The sequence below is a fragment of the Rhodopila sp. genome (genome assembly GCF_965277165.1).
In the GTDB taxonomy this organism is placed as follows: domain Bacteria; phylum Pseudomonadota; class Alphaproteobacteria; order Acetobacterales; family Acetobacteraceae; genus Rhodopila.
In genome coordinates this window covers 1,662,876-1,678,136 of record NZ_CBDICE010000005.1, presented here as the reverse complement: position 1 = coordinate 1,678,136, position 15,261 = coordinate 1,662,876, and the positions used below count along the sequence as shown (strand labels likewise).

Here is a 15,261-nt window from a genome sequence, read left to right as displayed (position 1 = left end):
TGCGTTGCCTCCAGTCTAGGGAGTTTGCGGCTGGCGGGAAACCTGTGGCGGAGGGATAGGTCGGACCGCCTGTGTCCGGGGGGTGGCGGCGCGGGTCATTTCGGCGCGACCGAGCGCGAGGCATCGGCGGGGCGGCGCGGTTTGACGCCGGATGATGTTCGGCGGCGAAATGTCGCACCGTTCGCCTCGATCCGCGGGACGGCAGGGCCGCCGGACAATTCGGGCGTCGGACAAATCGGGAGGAAACAAAAGTGAATTCACGCAGGCACTTCATGACCAAGGCGGTGGGGGGACTTATCTTCTGCGGCTGCGGCTTGTCCGCCGGGGCGCATGGGCAGCAGGCCGGGGCGCGGGAGGCGGGTCGGCCGGCGCGGCTTCCGGTGACGGTGGACGGCAGACGGGTCAAGACGATCGACGTCCATTCGCACTGTCTGTTTCGTGAGGCCACCGACCTGTTGGGCGAGCAGGGCGCCAAGGCGTTGGTGCCGCCTATCAACAATGCCAGCGAGGCCTACCTGGTGATTGATCAGCGGCTGAAGGCGATGGATGGCCAGGCGATCGACATGGAGGTGCTGTCGATCAATCCGTTCTGGTACGGAAAGGATCGTGATCTGGGCGAGAAGATCGTCACGATCCAGAACGAGAAACTGGCGCAACTGGTGGCATCGAAGCCGGACCGTTTCGCGGCGTTCGCCTCGCTGACGCTGCAGGACCCGGCGCTGGCGGTGACCCAACTTGAGACGGCGATGACCAAGCAGGGGTTGAAGGGCGCCGCGATCGGCGATCAGGTGGCCGGGGATGAGTTCTCCAACCCGAAATTCGATCCGGTCTGGCGCAAGGCGGAGGAACTCGGCGCCGTGCTGTTCATCCACCCGGAGGGCGTGCCGGAGTTGAACAAGCGGTGGAAGGGCAATGGCTGGCTGGTGAACACGATCGGCAATCCGCTGGCGACCACGATCGCGCTGCAGCACCTGATCTTCGACGGATCACTGGACAAGTTTCCCGGCCTCAAGCTGCTGGCGGCGCATGGTGGCGGGTATTTGGCATCCTATGCACCGCGATCGGACCATGCCTGCACGGTGGCGCCGACGTTCTGTAACCCGAACATCAAGCTGAAGAAGAAGCCGACGGCTTACCTGGACCAGATCTATTTCGATTCGCTGGTGTTCACGCCGGAAGCGCTGCGCCATCTCGCCGCGCAGGTTGGGACGAGCCAGATCATGTTGGGCAGCGACTACCCGTATATCTGGGAATTGCATCCGGTGGACCCGATCTTCGAGACCGCCTCGTTCAGCGACAAGGAGAGAGCGGCGATCCTGGGCGGCAACGCGGCGAAGCTGCTGGCGATGAAGTCGGCGACGTAGCGCGAGAGCCGGTGTTGCCGCCGGCGATCCGGTCACTGGCCCATGGCATCGACGCCACCTTTGGTCGATGCCAGAGTCCGCTGAGCGGATCGCTGGAGGGATAGGTATCTGATGGCCGTGCCTGGGCTTTTCTGGGCGGTGTTGCCGTGAGCACCGATTCGACGGCGGCGCTGCTCCGGTCGATGCCATTGTGGCCGCTGACCTCGACGCTGGCGGTGCAGACGTTGGCGACGATGGCGCTTTATTCGGTGCCGACGGTGGCTCCGGAGGTGGCTCGCGACCTTAGCGTCAACGGCACGCTGGTCGGCAGCTTCGTGGCACTGGCGTATGGCGTGGGGATCCTATCGGCGCTGGTCTCGCCTGGGATGGTGCTGAAGTATGGCGGTGTCAGGGCGACCCAGGGGGTGTTGCTGGCGGCGGCGGGGATGCTGGCGCTGGCGGCGTTTGGGTCGGGCGTCACCGGCCTAGCGCTGGCCGCGATCATCCTGGGGCTGGGCTATGGCGCGGCCGCGCCGGCCAGCACTCATTTGCTGGTGCCGCAGACGCCGATGCCGGTGTTCAACCTGGTGATGTCGCTGCGCCAGATCGGGGTGCCATTCGGCGGCGTGCTGGCGGCGCTGATCCTGCCGCCGCTGGCGCTGGCGATCGGCTGGCGCGGCGCGCTGCTGACCGAGATGGGACCGATCCTGCTGCTGATGGTGCTGATGGAGCTGCCGCGCCGGCGTTGGGATGTGGAACGCGACCCGTCGCGGCGGGTGTTCGGGCGGGCGCTGTGGCAGCCGTTTTCGCTGCTGGCGGAGCCTCGGTTCCGGCGACTGTCGGTGGCGGCATTCGTGTATGCCGGGCTGTCGCTTTGCCTGGTGGCGTTCATGACGGTGCAGTTGACCACCGTGGTCGGGCTTGACCTGGTGCGGGCGGGGGAGGTCCTGGCGGTCTATCAGATTGCCGGGTCGGTGAGCCGGCCGATCTGGGGCTGGATCGCCGACCGGTTGCTGACGCCGGCGCGGACCTTGGCGGTGCTTGGGATAGGGATGGCGATCGCCTCGGTGGTGACGGGGCTTTATGGTCCGGGCTGGCCGGTCTGGGGGGTGATGGCGAATGCCGTGCTGGCGGGTGGCACGGCGGGTGGCTACACCGGGGTGGGTTACGCCGAGTATGCCGCGCTGGGAGGATCGCGCCGAACCGAGGCTACCGGGCTGGGGACGGCGATTTTTTTTACCGGCGGGATGGCAGCACCGCCGGTGTTCGGTGCCGCAGTCACCGCGTTTGGCGGCTATCACGGCGCCTACATGATCGGCGCGGTCTGCGCGCTGGCCAGCGGGGTGTTGCTGGCGTTGCCAACGACGGCGAGACGGGTGGGGTAAAGCGGGGCTCGCGCGTTCTACATGAGCCACGGTACGTTGCCCGAGCGGTTTTCGTGTCTCGGAAGGTTCGGCCACGGCCCGGGCAAAAGGCCGCGTTCGGAGCCCGCGCGCAGAAGCTGCGTGCCGGCTTTGCATGGCGACCAGGCAACGCAGACGCGGCCGTCAGGCGCGCATGGGTTCGGGTGGGGGATCTTGCGGAATCGGGATCGGCGCGGGCGGTTCCTCGATCGGAGAGGGGTCGTCGGGATCGGGGACGGCTGGCGGATCGCCGGGGGGGACCGGCGGATCCGACAGCCGGGCAAGTCGGGAACGAAGGGTCAATGGGCGATCTACTGTAGCGGCCGGACGGCATCCTGGGCGGTGCGACCGGCGATCTGCAACAGGCGGCTGGTCGACTCGAAGGCGTGGTTGATGGCGTCGATGTAGAGATCGCGCTGTACCTCGGCGAGTTCGACCATGTTGTTGCAGCGTAACATATCCTGCGGTTTATGAGCTGCGTTCTCGATCGAAGTATCGAGCATTTCCAACCAGGCGTGCTGCATGTCCTGCAGACCGCGGCCGAAGGTCATGCAGCTTGAGAACAATGCCTGCACCCGTTCCGCCGACCGTTCCGAGGCGTCGCGATAGACCTCCATCGCGTTGGCCGCGGAGGCGAGCAGGTGATGGCCGCGGCCGAAGTTGATGTCGGCGACGCGGCTGCCCAGGCCGGCGGCGGAGCGAACGCCCATCATCATCGCCTCGCGGCCCTGCTCGGCGGCTTTGGACGACATGTTGGCGGCGGCTTTGGCGGTCTCGGTGACGGTTTCGGTCATGCTGTGACTGGCCGCCATGGCTCGGTCGGCGGCGTGCTGGCCGATTTCGTTCGATTCACGCATCGCCGCCTTGGTCGACCGACCCGCGGTTTCAACGGTTGCCTGGCTGGACCTAGTGGCGTGATCAGTAGCCTTCTTCGCGGCCTCGGCGGCCTTTGTCGTTTCTGACATGACATGTCCTCATGCGGGTAAGTAAAGGAATGGCGCCGGAACAGTTGGTGATGGCCGACCGATGCACTGGGGCGACAAGTGAGCGCGTCGCCCCGCGAATGGACTCGTGGCGGGCTTGACGTGTTCCAGACTTGGCGGGTGCCGGACTTGGTCTGTGGCGCCCACGCACCATAGCGCGGCAAACCCGTTCGACGAGAATCACGGAGGCGTTACCTCGGAGCCGTCCGAGAGAGCTCGTTCGGCTTCCGGGCCGGCTTCCGGCGTTGCCATCGGGATCGGACGCTCGGCCATTTGGCGGAAACCCTCGATCGCACGGCGCAAAGCGACCGATCGCTGACTTTCCGGTTCAAGAACGAAAAGGACCAGGGAGCGACCGGTGATCTCGTAGGTTTCACCTGTCTGAAAGGATTCGTCGCTGCCGTTGTCGGGATTGTTGGTGTCGAGCAGGCAGCGCCAGAGCTTGCCGCCGACGACCTCGGGCAGGGCGAAGTTGACCACGTCATGATGCGCGTTGAGCACCAGCAGCGCGGTGGCGTCCAGCGCCGGGCGCTTGATGCCGCTGGCCTGGGCGCGGCCGTCGAGCAGCATGCCGAAGCAGCGGGCGTTGCTGTCGCCCCATTGCGCATCCTCGATGTCCTGGCCGGAAGGCGACAGCCAGCGCACATCGCGCACGTCGAGGTCGGCGCTGTATTCGCCGTTGAGGAAGCGCGAGCGGCGCAGGATCGGGAAGGACTGACGCAGGACGATCACCCGGCGCGCGAACTCGGCCAGTTCGACTTCCTTTTCGCCAAAATTCCAGTTCACCCAGCTGATATCGTTATCCTGGCAGTAGGCGTTGTTGTTGCCGTCCTGGGTGCGGCCGAATTCGTCGCCAGCCAGCATCATCGGCGTGCCCTGGGCCAGCAGCAACGTGGCCAGCATGTTGCGCTTCTGGCGCTCGCGCAGGGCGATGATCTCGGCATCCTCGGTCGGTCCCTCGGCGCCGCAGTTCCAGGACTGGTTGTCGGAGTGGCCGTCGCGCCCGTCCTCGCCGTTGGCATCGTTGTGTTTTTCGTTGTAGGAGACCAGGTCGTTCAGGGTGAAACCATCGTGGGCGGTGATGAAGTTGACGCTGGCCCAGGACTTGCGGCCGCGATGGGCGAATTCGTCGGCGGAGGCGGACAGCCGGGTCGCCATCGCCGCCTGCTTGCCGGAATCGCCTTTCCAGTATGACCGCACGGTGTCGCGGAACTTGTCGTTCCATTCCGCCCAGCCCGGCGGGAAGCGTCCAACCTGATAGCCGCCAGGGCCGATATCCCAGGGTTCGGCGATCAGCTTGGTGGTGGATAGCGCGGGGTCCTGCAGGCAGCTTTGCAGGAAGCCGTGGGCTTCGTTGAAGCCGTCATCCTCGCGCGCCAGGATGGTGCCGAGGTCGAAGCGGAAACCGTCCACGTGCATTTCGGTGGCCCAGTAGCGCAGGCTGTCGGTGACCATCTGCACCACCCGCGCATGGCTCATGTTGAGGGTGTTTCCGGTGCCGGTGTCGTTGATGTAGTAGCGCGGCTGGTCGGCGATCAGGCGGTAATAGGACAGGTTGTCGATGCCGCGGAATGACAGGGTCGGGCCGTTTTCGTTGCCCTCGGCGGTGTGGTTGTAGACCACGTCGAGGATGACCTCGAGGCCGGCGTCGTGCAGGCGGGCGACCATTTCCTTGAATTCGGAAAACACGAAGTCGGGGACGGCGGAATAGCGTGGGTCGGGGGCGAAGAAGCCGATCGAGTTGTAGCCCCAGTAGTTGGTCAGGCCCTTGTCCAGCAGGTAACTGTCATTGACGAAGGTATGGATCGGCAGCAGCTCGACGGAGGTGACGCCGAGCGACTTGATGTAGTCGACGACTTCCTTGCGGCCGAGGCCGGCGTAGGTGCCGCGCAGTTGTTCCGGCACCGCAGGGTGAAGCTTGGTGTAACCGCGGACATGGGTCTCGTAGACGATGGTGCGGTCCCAGGACACCGAGGGGGCGCGTTCACGGCCCCAGGTGAAGGCCGGATCGATGACCCGGGATTTCGGCATGAAGCGGGCGCTGTCGCGTTCGTCGAAGGTGAGGTCATCCTTGCCCATAGTGTAGCCGAACACCGCGGGGTTCCATTCCAGGCTGCCGACATGGGCCTTGGCATAGGGGTCGAGGCACAGTTTGTTGGGGTTGAAGCGATGGCCGGCGTCGGGTTCGTAGGGGCCGTGCACGCGGTAGCCGTAGGTGGTGCCGGGGCGGGCGTCGGGCAGGTAGCCGTGCCAGACCTCGTTGGTGTATTCCGGCAGTTCGATCCGTTCGAGCTCCTGGGTGCCGCTGTTATCGAACAGGCAGAGTTCGACCTTGGTGGCGTGGGCGGAGAACAGCGAGAAATTGACGCCCAACCCATCCCATGTGGCGCCGAGCGGATAGGGGGAGCCTTCGCTGAGGCGCGACTTCAGGATGGCAGGGGGCATCGGGACCTCTTGGCTGGTGTCGTCGGGCAACGCAGATGGGCGGGCAACGCAGTGGGGCGGGCAAAAAAAGGGGGGCGGGCAAAAAAAGGGGGGGCAAAAAAAGGGGGGCGTGTGCCCCCCCTTTGATGGTGCGGTTCGGTGCTATGCGGTCAAGCGGCCGAGCACATAGCCGATGGCCAATGCGACCAGCGATGCGACGATGGGCTGCGCCTTGACCACGTCGCTGAATTGCGAGGCGGCCTGTTGCGCCTGGCCGGATGCCTGGTTGTATACGCCCTGCGCCTGGGTCTTGCCGTCGCCGGTCAAGTTGCCGGCGGCCTGCTGTACACGGCCGCCAAACTCACGTGCCGTGCCTTCGATGCGGTCGTCCATTGTAGCCTCCTGCTTTACCGGAGAGTGGGTAACGCCCTACGCGGGTTCAGGTTGCAGAGCACAAAGCGGAAGGTGGTGCGGCGGAAAGCTGGTATGGAGGGTGGATGCAAGATTTTGATCGCCCAACCGAGACCTTCGATGCCGGCGGCCTGGCCGATGATCTGGCGGCCCAGGGCTACGCCACACGGCCGCTGCTGGCGGCCGGTGCGTGCCGCGCGCTGGCGGCGCTGTATGATGACGACGCTCGGTTTCGCAAGCGCGTGGTGATGGAGCAGCACGCGTATGGTGCCGGGGAATACAAGTATTTCGGCTACGCGTTGCCGGACACCGTGGCGGCGTTGCGCGCGGCGCTGTATCCGCCGCTGGCGGCGGTGGCGAACGAGTGGCGCGGGATGTTGGGGCAGGCCGAGCGGTTTCCCGATTCGCTGGAGCAGTTCCTGGCGGTGTGCCATGCCGCCGGGCAGACGCGTCCGACACCGCTGCTGCTGCGCTATGGCGCGGGCGGGTTTAACTGCCTGCACCAGGACATTTACGGTGAGCTGGTCTTTCCGCTGCAGGTGACGGTGTTGCTGAGCGAGCCGGGGGCCGATTTCAGCGGCGGCGAGTTCATCATGGTGGAGCAGCGGCCTCGGGCGCAGTCGCGGCCGATGGTGGTGGCGCTGCGGCAGGGCGAGGCGGTGATCTTCCCGGTGCACCACAGACCGGGGGTTGGGGTTCGGGGGCCGTATCGGTTGACCATGCGGCACGGGGTGAGCCGGGTTCATTCCGGGCGGCGGCACACGCTGGGGCTGATCTTTCACGACGCGGCGTGAGGGGTGCGCGCCAGGGGGCGAGTGCGTGGTTCGGAAGCCAAGCAGCGGGTGGCCGAACCAAGCCCGACGTGACACGGTGAGCAGCCGGCATGACGCGATATAGCGCGGTCGAGGTGCAATAGAGCCGGGTCATGATACGGTAGCGGTGGTGGCGTCCTGTTGGATCATGTCGGCGGCTTTTTCGGCGATCATGATTGTTGGGGCGTTGGTGTTGCCGGCGACGATCACCGGCATGATCGAAGCGTCGACGACGCGCAGGCCGGCGATGCCGTGCACGCGAAGGCGTGGATCAACCACCGCCATCGGTCCCTGTCCCATGGCGCAGGTGCCGACCGGATGCAGATTGGAGACGCCGCGCCGGCGCACGTCCTGGGCAATCTCTTCATCGGTTTCGGTGGCGGCGCCGGGCGCGGTTTCCTCGGTGACGAGCTGTTGCAACACCTGGCTGCGGGCGATGGCGCGGGCGATGCGGACGCCGGCGATCATGACCCGCATGTCGCTGTCGTCGCGCAGGAAGTTGAAGCGGATCTCGGGGGGTGCCAACGGGTCGGCGTTGCGCAGCCTGACGCTGCCGCGACCTTGCGGTGCCAGGTGCACCGGGCTGATCGAGATGCCGGGAAACGGGTGAGAAACGATCCCGGTGGCGGTGCGGTCGATTGTGCTCCAGGCCGAGATGTTGAATTGCAGGTCCGGGCGCTCGAGCCGGGCGTCGCTGCGCACCAGCGCGCCGACATACATGCCGTTGCCCGACATCGGCCCCGAGCGCAGGAACAGATAGCGGGCGCCGGCGGCCAGGCGGTGCGGCAGGCTGTAGTGCAGCGCGTTCAGCGACAGGTCGCGGGAGATGCGATAAGTGCAGAAGGTATTGAAATGGTCCTGCAGGTTGGCGCCGACGCCGGCCATGTCGCGCACCACCTCGATGCCCAGGTCGGCGAGATGGCTTGCCGGTCCGAGGCCGGAGAGTTGCAGCAATTGCGGTGATCCGTAGGCGCCGCCGGATACGATGACCTCGCGGGCGGCGTGCGCGACCTGTGGGCCGGCTTGCGTGCGGAATTCGACGCCGGTCGCCCTGCTGCCCTGGAACAGCACCCTGGTGGCGTGGGCGTTGGTGGCGATGGTCAGGTTGGGGCGGTGCCTGGCGATGCGCAGGTAGGCGGCGGCGGTGCTCCAGCGGCGGCGATCCTTGGTGGTGGTCTGGTAGTAGCCGCAGCCTTCCTGGCTGGCACCGTTGAAGTCGGGGTTGAGCGGGATGCCGGCCTGCTGGCAGGCGGTGAGCAAAAGCCTGGCGATTTCCCATTCGTAGGGCTGGTTGGAGACCCGCAGCGGGCCGCCTGAACCGTGGTAGTCGTCGGCGCCGCGTTCGTTGTCCTCGGCCTTGCGGAAGTACGGCAGCACTGAATCGTAGTCCCAGCCCTGGTTGCCGAGCTGGCGCCACTGGTCGTAGTCGGCGGCGTTGCCGCGCATGTAGATCATGCCGTTGATCGAGCTGGTGCCACCCAGCACCTTGCCGCGCGGCTGGTACATCGTGCGGCCGTTCAATTGCTGTTCCGGCTCGGATTCGAATTGCCAGTTCACCCTGGGGTCGACGAAGGTCTTGGCGTAGCCCATCGGGACATGGATCCAGAAATTGCTGTCCTTGCCGCCGGCCTCCAGCAACAGCACCCGGTGGCGTCCGGATTCGGTCAGCCGAGCGGCGAGCACGCAGCCGGCGGAACCGGCGCCGGTGACGATGTAGTCGTAGGTATCGGCCACGCGTGGTCTCCCGCAAGTGTTGGCGAAGCTGGGGGTTTCGGCGAAGCTTACGCGGCCAGCGGGGTGGCGCCAGATGGGGCGACCGCAGCCTGGGTGTCCTGCAGCAGCATCGCCGCCGCCTTTTCGCCGATCATGATGCTGGGGGCGTTGGTGTTGCCGGCGACCACGGACGGCATGATCGAGGCGTCGGCCACGCGCAAGCCAGCGATGCCGTGGACCCGCAGCCTGGGGTCGACCACGGAATTGGTGCCGGTGCCCATGGCGCAGGTGCTGCTGGGATGATGGTTGGAAATGCCGGTCTGGCGCACGAAGCTTTCGATTTCGGCATCCGACGTGACCAGCGGGCCGGGGGCGATCTCGGCCGCCACGTAGTCGCGCAGGGCGGCCTGTTCGGCGATGCGGCGCGCCAGCCGGATGCCGGTGATGGCGGCACGCATGTCGTATTCGGTGCGCAGGAAGTCGAACAGGATGGCCGGGGGCGCCAGCGGATCGGGGGTGGCGAGCCGCACAGTGCCTCGGCCATCGGGTTTGAGGTGCACCGGGCTGAGGGTGAAGCCGGGGAAGCGGTGCGGGATGACGCGGTCCTTGGTGCGCTCCAGCGTGCTCCATTCCAGCAGGTTGATCTGCAGGTCGGGGCGTTCGAGTCGCGGATCGGAGCGGGTGAACAGGCCGGCGTGGATGCCGTTGCTGGCCATCGGGCCAGAGCGGAACAGCCCGTAGCGGATGCCGGCGGCGATCTTGCGCGGCCAGGAGTTCTCCAGGTCGTTCAGGGTAATCGGCCGGGTGCAGCGCCAGCTCATGTAGGTGTTGAAATGATCGTGCAGGTTGGACCCCACGGCGGGCATATCGCGCAGCACCGGGACGCCGATATCCTGCAGGTGCTGGGCCGGGCCGAGGCCTGACAGCATCAGCAGTTGCGGCGAACCGTAGGTGCCGCCGCAGACCACGACCTCGAGCCGGGCGGCGGCGGATTGCGGTCCGGCGGGGGAGGCATACTCGATCCCGGTGGCGCGGGCGCCGGTCAGCACGATCCTGGTGGCGTGGGCGCCGGTGCGGATGGTCAGGTTGGGGCGTGCGCGGGCGGGGTCGAGGTAGGCCTTGGCGGTGCTCCAGCGGCGTCGGTTGGCGGTGGTGGTCTGATAATAGCCGCAGCCTTCCTGCTGGGCGCCGTTGAAGTCGGGGTTGCGGGGAATGCCGGCCTGCTCGCACGCCGCCAGCACGGCCTCGGACAGCTCGAACCGGTACGGCTGATCGGAGACGTTCAGCGGGCCGCCGGTGCCATGATACTCGCTGGCGCCGCGGGCCTGGTTTTGCGCCTTGCGGAAGTACGGCAGCACGGAGTCCCAGTCCCAGCCGACGCAGCCGCGCTGGCGCCATTCATCGTAGTCGGCGTGGTTGCCGCGGATGTAGACCATGCCGTTGATCGAGCTGGTGCCGCCCAGCGTCTTGCCTCGGGGCAGATAGAGCCGGCGGTTGCCGAGCTGGGGCTGCGGGGCGCTTTCGAACTTCCAGTTCACCGCGGGATTGGTGAAGGTCTTGGTGAAACCGAGCGGTATGTGGATCCAGGGATTGCGGTCGGGCGGCCCGGCTTCCAGCAGCAGCACGGTATGGCGCCCGGATTCCGATAGCCGGGCGGCGATCACGGCGCCGGCCGATCCGGCTCCGGCGACGATGAAGTCATAGGTTTCCTGTGGCATGTTTCCTGGTGTCCCGTTGGGGGGTCCCTTTGGGGGTGTCCCGTTGGGGGTGTCCCGTTGGACGGGCATTTTGGGTCTGGGGGTGAGCTGGCGGCAAGGGTTGGGTCGGGGGCGGCGGTTTCGTCGCCGACGCCCGCTGCCGTTGCAACATGCAGCCGACACGCGGATGTGCCTGGAAATTGGTCAGGGGCGGGCGATTGGAGGCGGTCAAAGGCGGCATTGCTGGCACGGTCCATGCAGTGCGGCTCACAAAATGGTGGCTCGCAAGATGGCGGGCGGGAAGCAGCGAAAAGGGAGCGCGGCAAGAATGATAAGCAATCGATCACTCAGGTTGGGCCGGCGTTCGATTCTGGCGGGCGCCGGCATTGCCGCGGGTAGCGGCGCCATCGGCGGGTTTCCGACGATCTGGGCGCAGAACATCAAGAACATCACCCTGCGCCAGTTCGGCACCGGCGTTTCGAACCTGAATGCGGTGGCGGTGAAGGTGAAGCAGGATCTGGGCTTCACGCTGACCATGACGGCGCTGGATACCGACGCGGTGACGCAGAAGGCGGTGACCCAGCCGCGGTCCTACGACATTGCCGACATCGAATATTTTTCCATCAAGAAGGTGTTCCCGACCGGCGTGATGCAGCCGATGGATGCCAACAAGATCAAGCTGGTGGACCAGATCGTGCCGATCTTCACCACGGGCCGGCTAACGCCGGAGACGCCGCCGGGCCAGGGCACCACGCCGTATTCGGTGGGCTATGTGGACGGGCCGAGCGCCAAGAGCTTCGCCAAGGGCCGGACCCGATGGATGACGCTGATTCCCACCATCTACAACGCCGACACGCTGGGCATCCGGCCCGATCTGGTGGGGCGGCCGATCAAGAATTGGAGGGACCTTGTCGATCCGGCGTTCCGGCACAAGACCTCGATCATGAACATCCCGTCCATCGGCATCATGGACGCCGCGATGGTCATGGAATCGCTCGGGCGGATCAAATACGGCGACAAGGGCAACATGACGCGGCCGGAGATCGACAAGACGGTGGCGTTCCTGATCGAGACCAAGACGGCGGGGCAGTTCCGCGCGTTCTGGAAGAGCTTCGATGAGAGCGTGAACCTGATGGCATCGGGCGAGGTGGTGATCCAGTCGATGTGGTCGCCGGCGGTGGCGGCGGTGCGGTCGAAGGGCATCGCCTGCAAATACCAGCCGCTGGCCGAGGGCTACCGCGCCTGGGCGGGCGGGCTTGGCATGGCGAAGCACCTGAGCGGGTTGGAGTTGGAGGCCGCCTATGAATACATCAACTGGTATCTATCCGGCTGGGTCGGTGCCTATCTGAACCGCCAAGGTTACTACAGCGCGGTGCCGGAGACGGCGAAGAAGTTCATGACGGCGGACGAGTGGGGCTATTGGATGGAAGGCAAACCGGCGCAGAAGGACATCCTGAGCCCGGAGGGCAAGGTCATGGAGCAAGCTGGCGCGGTGCGCGATGGCGGGTCGTTCACCGAGCGAATGAGCCACGTCGCATGCTGGAATTCGGTGATGGACCAGGATCGCTACATGGTTCAGAAATGGAACGAGTTCATTGCCGCCTGAGTAGGGTTTGGCTGAGCGGGGTCTGGCGGGCGACCCCGAGTGCCGGGGGTATCAGATCGGCACCAGCCGCAGGCAACCGGCGCGGCGGCCGGCATCGAACAGGAACGCCATCAATTGGCCGGCCACCGGAAAGCCGCTGGTGCGGGTCACCGACGTCAGGCCCCAAAGGTCCTGCACCGCGTCGGCCGCGCCCATCAGCACCGGATCGCCCTCGGTCAGCAGCATGATCGGCAATTCACGATTGTAGCGGGCGATGACCTTCATGGTGTGGAAGCCGTCCTGTTGATGCCCGTCGACCGATCCGATCACCGCCATCGGGCGGTGTTCGCGCAGTACCTGTGCCAGATCGGTTCCGGCTGAAACGACTTCCATTCCGAGGTCGAGGAAGTCGCAGACAGGAGCGAGGCAGGCGATGGTTGCCGGATCGTCGCTGACCACTACAACGACGCCCGGCCGAGCGCTGGTCATCATCTCGACGACGTTGGCATCTAAAGATAAATTCCCCGGGGCGAGCATGTTCATGACTTCTGCCTTGTTCGAGCGGACCCGGCGTTTGGCTGGGCGGACGATCACATTCTGGTGAATGTGTTAACGTTTCGCTAGCCACGCCAGGAGTAGTTCCGCGTCGAATTTCGGCATTTTGCCGTGAATGATCGTTAATTTCGCCCCGTTATACACGATCTTAAAACGGTTGTCATCACGGAGCGACCGCCTCATTGGGCAAGGTGCCCCAGAATTGGTCCCGCCGCAGGAAACCGCGATAGGACCCGGCCTGAACGTTGCACCAGTCCGAGGCGGCCTCGCAGGTCCGGATGCGGCCGATCACCCCCGGCTTGAGGATGGCGACCGGCTTGGCGCTGTCGCTTGCCTGCGACCGCAGCGTGGCATCGGCTTTTTGCACGATGAAACTGCGGCGCCCCATCAGGGTGGCTCCGTGCACCCAGCCTTGGATGCCGTCGGCATCGCGCACCCAGCGCCAGACTTCGAATTCGCGCTCGATCTCCACCGGAAGGTCGCGTCGCTTGTAGACCCAATCGATGCGGTAGCGAGTGCCGGGGCCGGCCCGCATGTTGACGTCATCGGAGCGCAGCGATGCGAAGCGCGGCAGTTTGGCGGCGGCGTCCTCGGGCTTCTCGGGGTCCGGCAGCTTGTCGGGTACGGTGGTCCTAGTCTCGGCGGATGGTTGGGGCTGCGGCCCTGGAGCGGGTACTCGCGCTGGCACGGGTATTGGCGCTGGCGCGGGTACTGCCGCCGCGGCCGCGGGCGGGGCGGGTTTGCCGGCGGGCGAGGCGCTCGGGCGATGCGGATGCAGCGGCCCGTGCGGCGCCACCACCGGTGGTTTGGCCGCATTGCCAGCGACGACATGGACCGGTTTGCGCGGCGCCGCGGCGGGTGGTTTCACGGGTGCTTCGCGCACTCGCGATGCGTGCTGGGGCGGTTCGTGCTGGGAAGGTAGCCGCAGCGTGCCGGACGCGGGTGCCGGTTGCGCCAAGGCCTTGCCAATGCGCCACGAGAAATCGCGTTTCGCGCCGGTTGAAGCGCCGACGCCCCAGCCGCCGGCCGCGATGATCACCGAGGCCAGCGCCAACACAACCCGAGCGGGATAACGCATTTGCCCTCCCTGCCAAGCGCGGTCGAATCGAGTCAAGCGTAACCATCCGCACGGGTCAGATCGTGATCACGGTTGCGGCGCCGACGGCGGACAGGAAGGTGGCGACCCCGGCGACCTCGACCTCGGGCAAGAGCAGGGACGGGTCGATCGCCTCGGCGCGCAGGCCGGCCTCGCAGGCGATCATCCGCACGCCGAGTTGGACGCAGGCGTCGCGCAGGGTGTTGAGGCTGGCGACGCCGTTGGCCTCGATGCGGGCATCGCGGTCGGCATCGTGCAGCGCGGACCAATCGCGGCACAGTGCCAGGCAGCCGCGGTTGGTGGCGAACAGCACGACGTCGCGGCCGAGCGCGGCGGCGGCGGCGGCGGCGACGAAGGCGTAGTGCGCCCGGTCGTGCGATCCGGACAGCAGCAGCACGCCGAGCGCGGCATCAGCCGGCACGGCTGGATCCGTCCGGGGGGCGGTGGGCGGTGAGGTTCTTGATGGTCGCTTGCGGGCCGCACAGGGCGCAGGATGGATCCGGCCGCAGCTTGATGTCGCGGAATTTCGCTGACAGGGCGTCCCAGACCAGCAGGCGGCCGGACAGGGTGTCGCCGATGCCGAGGATTTCCTTCAGCACCTCGGTTGCCTGCAGCGTGCCCATCACCCCGGTGACCACGCCCAGCACTCCGGCCTCGCTGCAGGTCGGCACGGTGCCGGGCGGCGGGGGTTCGGCGTAGAGGCAGCGGTAGCACGGGCCGCCGGCGTGCGGCTTGAATACCGAGAGCTGACCCTCGAAGCGCAGCACGGCGGCGGACACCAGGGTGCGTTTGGCCAGCACGCAGGCGTCGGCGACCAGGAAGCGGGTGGCGAAGTTGTCGGTGCCGTCGCAGACGATGTCGTAGCGGCCGATCATGTCCAGCGCGTTGTCGGCGGACAGGCGGGCGGCGTGGGCCTCGACGTTAACATCGGGGTTGATCGCGCGGGCGGCCTGGGTCGCCGAGGCGACCTTTGGCATGCCGATGCGGTCGGTGGTATGGGCGACCTGGCGCTGCAGGTTGGACAGGTCGACCACGTCGTCGTCGATCACGCCGATGGTGCCGATCCCGGCGGCGGCCAAATAGAGCATGAGGGGCGAGCCCAGGCCGCCGGCGCCGACCACCAGCACGCGGGCCGCCTTCAGCCTGGCCTGGCCGGTGCCGCCGACCTCCCGCAGCAGAATGTGGCGGGAAAAGCGCTGGATTTCGTTTTCGCTGAATTCGAGGTCCATGGTGCAGATG

The 15,261-nt window shown here is 66.4% G+C and carries 13 protein-coding genes; 4 read left to right on the top strand and 9 right to left on the bottom strand.

Annotated features, from left to right (window positions below):
- Positions 1 to 251 precede the first annotated feature (251 nt).
- Together ACQY4Y_RS08440 and ACQY4Y_RS08435 are read left to right on the top strand one after the other, a co-directional pair.
- Complete coding sequence (locus tag ACQY4Y_RS08440) at positions 252 to 1,364, top strand: amidohydrolase family protein (RefSeq protein ID WP_428490104.1); 1,113 nt, start codon at positions 252 to 254, stop codon at positions 1,362 to 1,364.
- Positions 1,365 to 1,510: 146 nt separating this feature from the next.
- On the top strand, positions 1,511 to 2,728 hold the full coding sequence (locus ACQY4Y_RS08435) for an MFS transporter (RefSeq protein WP_428490103.1): 1,218 nt from the start codon (positions 1,511 to 1,513) through the stop codon (positions 2,726 to 2,728).
- 329 nt (positions 2,729 to 3,057) lie between these two features.
- Here ACQY4Y_RS08435 and ACQY4Y_RS08430 read toward each other — a convergent pair whose 3' ends face one another.
- From ACQY4Y_RS08430 to ACQY4Y_RS08420, 3 genes are all read right to left on the bottom strand, one after another.
- Positions 3,058 to 3,711, bottom strand: coding sequence for a phasin family protein (locus ACQY4Y_RS08430; protein WP_428490102.1), 654 nt, complete (start codon positions 3,709 to 3,711; stop codon positions 3,058 to 3,060).
- A 198-nt stretch (positions 3,712 to 3,909) separates the two neighbouring features.
- Positions 3,910 to 6,174, bottom strand: a complete 2,265-nt coding sequence (glgX, locus tag ACQY4Y_RS08425) for a glycogen debranching protein GlgX (RefSeq protein ID WP_428490101.1) — start codon at positions 6,172 to 6,174, stop codon at positions 3,910 to 3,912.
- Positions 6,175 to 6,315: 141 nt separating this feature from the next.
- Entirely contained in the window at positions 6,316 to 6,546 is a 231-nt protein-coding gene (locus ACQY4Y_RS08420) for a CsbD family protein (protein ID WP_428490100.1), read from the bottom strand.
- 104 nt (positions 6,547 to 6,650) lie between these two features.
- On the opposite strand from ACQY4Y_RS08420, the gene ACQY4Y_RS08415 reads away from it, so the two are divergent.
- Positions 6,651 to 7,358 carry a 2OG-Fe(II) oxygenase gene (locus ACQY4Y_RS08415; RefSeq protein WP_428490099.1) on the top strand — a complete coding sequence of 236 codons (708 nt, stop codon included), beginning with the start codon at positions 6,651 to 6,653 and terminating at the stop codon, positions 7,356 to 7,358.
- Positions 7,359 to 7,487: 129 nt separating this feature from the next.
- Here ACQY4Y_RS08415 and ACQY4Y_RS08410 read toward each other — a convergent pair whose 3' ends face one another.
- Both ACQY4Y_RS08410 and ACQY4Y_RS08405 read right to left on the bottom strand, forming a co-directional pair.
- Complete coding sequence (locus ACQY4Y_RS08410) at positions 7,488 to 9,110, bottom strand: GMC family oxidoreductase (RefSeq protein WP_428490098.1); 1,623 nt, start codon at positions 9,108 to 9,110, stop codon at positions 7,488 to 7,490.
- A gap of 47 nt (positions 9,111 to 9,157) precedes the next feature.
- Complete coding sequence (locus ACQY4Y_RS08405; protein WP_428490097.1) at positions 9,158 to 10,807, bottom strand: GMC family oxidoreductase; 1,650 nt, start codon at positions 10,805 to 10,807, stop codon at positions 9,158 to 9,160.
- A gap of 307 nt (positions 10,808 to 11,114) precedes the next feature.
- Between ACQY4Y_RS08405 and ACQY4Y_RS08400 the strand changes: the two genes are divergently transcribed.
- Positions 11,115 to 12,392, top strand: coding sequence for an ABC transporter substrate-binding protein (locus tag ACQY4Y_RS08400; protein ID WP_428490096.1), 1,278 nt, complete (start codon positions 11,115 to 11,117; stop codon positions 12,390 to 12,392).
- A gap of 51 nt (positions 12,393 to 12,443) precedes the next feature.
- On the opposite strand, the gene ACQY4Y_RS08395 is transcribed toward ACQY4Y_RS08400, so the two are convergent.
- The 4 genes from ACQY4Y_RS08395 to ACQY4Y_RS08380 all read right to left on the bottom strand — a co-directional run bounded on the left by ACQY4Y_RS08395 (position 12,444) and on the right by ACQY4Y_RS08380 (position 15,251).
- Positions 12,444 to 12,914, bottom strand: coding sequence for a hypothetical protein (locus tag ACQY4Y_RS08395; protein ID WP_428490095.1), 471 nt, complete (start codon positions 12,912 to 12,914; stop codon positions 12,444 to 12,446).
- A 175-nt stretch (positions 12,915 to 13,089) separates the two neighbouring features.
- Positions 13,090 to 14,004 (bottom strand): SH3 domain-containing protein, encoded by a 915-nt coding sequence (locus ACQY4Y_RS08390; RefSeq protein ID WP_428490094.1) that lies wholly within the window; start codon positions 14,002 to 14,004, stop codon positions 13,090 to 13,092.
- A gap of 55 nt (positions 14,005 to 14,059) precedes the next feature.
- Entirely contained in the window at positions 14,060 to 14,443 is a 384-nt protein-coding gene (locus ACQY4Y_RS08385) for a DsrE/DsrF/DrsH-like family protein (RefSeq protein WP_428490093.1), read from the bottom strand.
- Positions 14,433 to 15,251, bottom strand: a complete 819-nt coding sequence (locus ACQY4Y_RS08380; protein ID WP_428490092.1) for a HesA/MoeB/ThiF family protein — start codon at positions 15,249 to 15,251, stop codon at positions 14,433 to 14,435. Before ACQY4Y_RS08380 ends, ACQY4Y_RS08385 begins: the two co-directional genes overlap by 11 nt.
- Positions 15,252 to 15,261: the final 10 nt, after the last annotated feature.

Bases quoted from the DNA above. Each gene is read 5' to 3' on its own strand.
- ACQY4Y_RS08405 (WP_428490097.1), bottom strand. From the start codon at position 10,807: ATGCCACAGGAAACCTATGACTTCATCGTCGCCGGAGCCGGATCGGCC.
- ACQY4Y_RS08395 (WP_428490095.1), bottom strand. From the start codon at position 12,914: ATGAACATGCTCGCCCCGGGGAATTTATCTTTAGATGCCAACGTCGTC.
- ACQY4Y_RS08420 (WP_428490100.1), bottom strand. From the start codon at position 6,546: ATGGACGACCGCATCGAAGGCACGGCACGTGAGTTTGGCGGCCGTGTA.
- ACQY4Y_RS08430 (WP_428490102.1), bottom strand. From the start codon at position 3,711: ATGTCAGAAACGACAAAGGCCGCCGAGGCCGCGAAGAAGGCTACTGAT.
- ACQY4Y_RS08380 (WP_428490092.1), bottom strand. From the start codon at position 15,251: ATGGACCTCGAATTCAGCGAAAACGAAATCCAGCGCTTTTCCCGCCAC.
- glgX (WP_428490101.1), bottom strand. From the start codon at position 6,174: ATGCCCCCTGCCATCCTGAAGTCGCGCCTCAGCGAAGGCTCCCCCTAT.
- ACQY4Y_RS08415 (WP_428490099.1), top strand. From the start codon at position 6,651: ATGCAAGATTTTGATCGCCCAACCGAGACCTTCGATGCCGGCGGCCTG.
- ACQY4Y_RS08390 (WP_428490094.1), bottom strand. From the start codon at position 14,004: ATGCGTTATCCCGCTCGGGTTGTGTTGGCGCTGGCCTCGGTGATCATC.
- ACQY4Y_RS08400 (WP_428490096.1), top strand. From the start codon at position 11,115: ATGATAAGCAATCGATCACTCAGGTTGGGCCGGCGTTCGATTCTGGCG.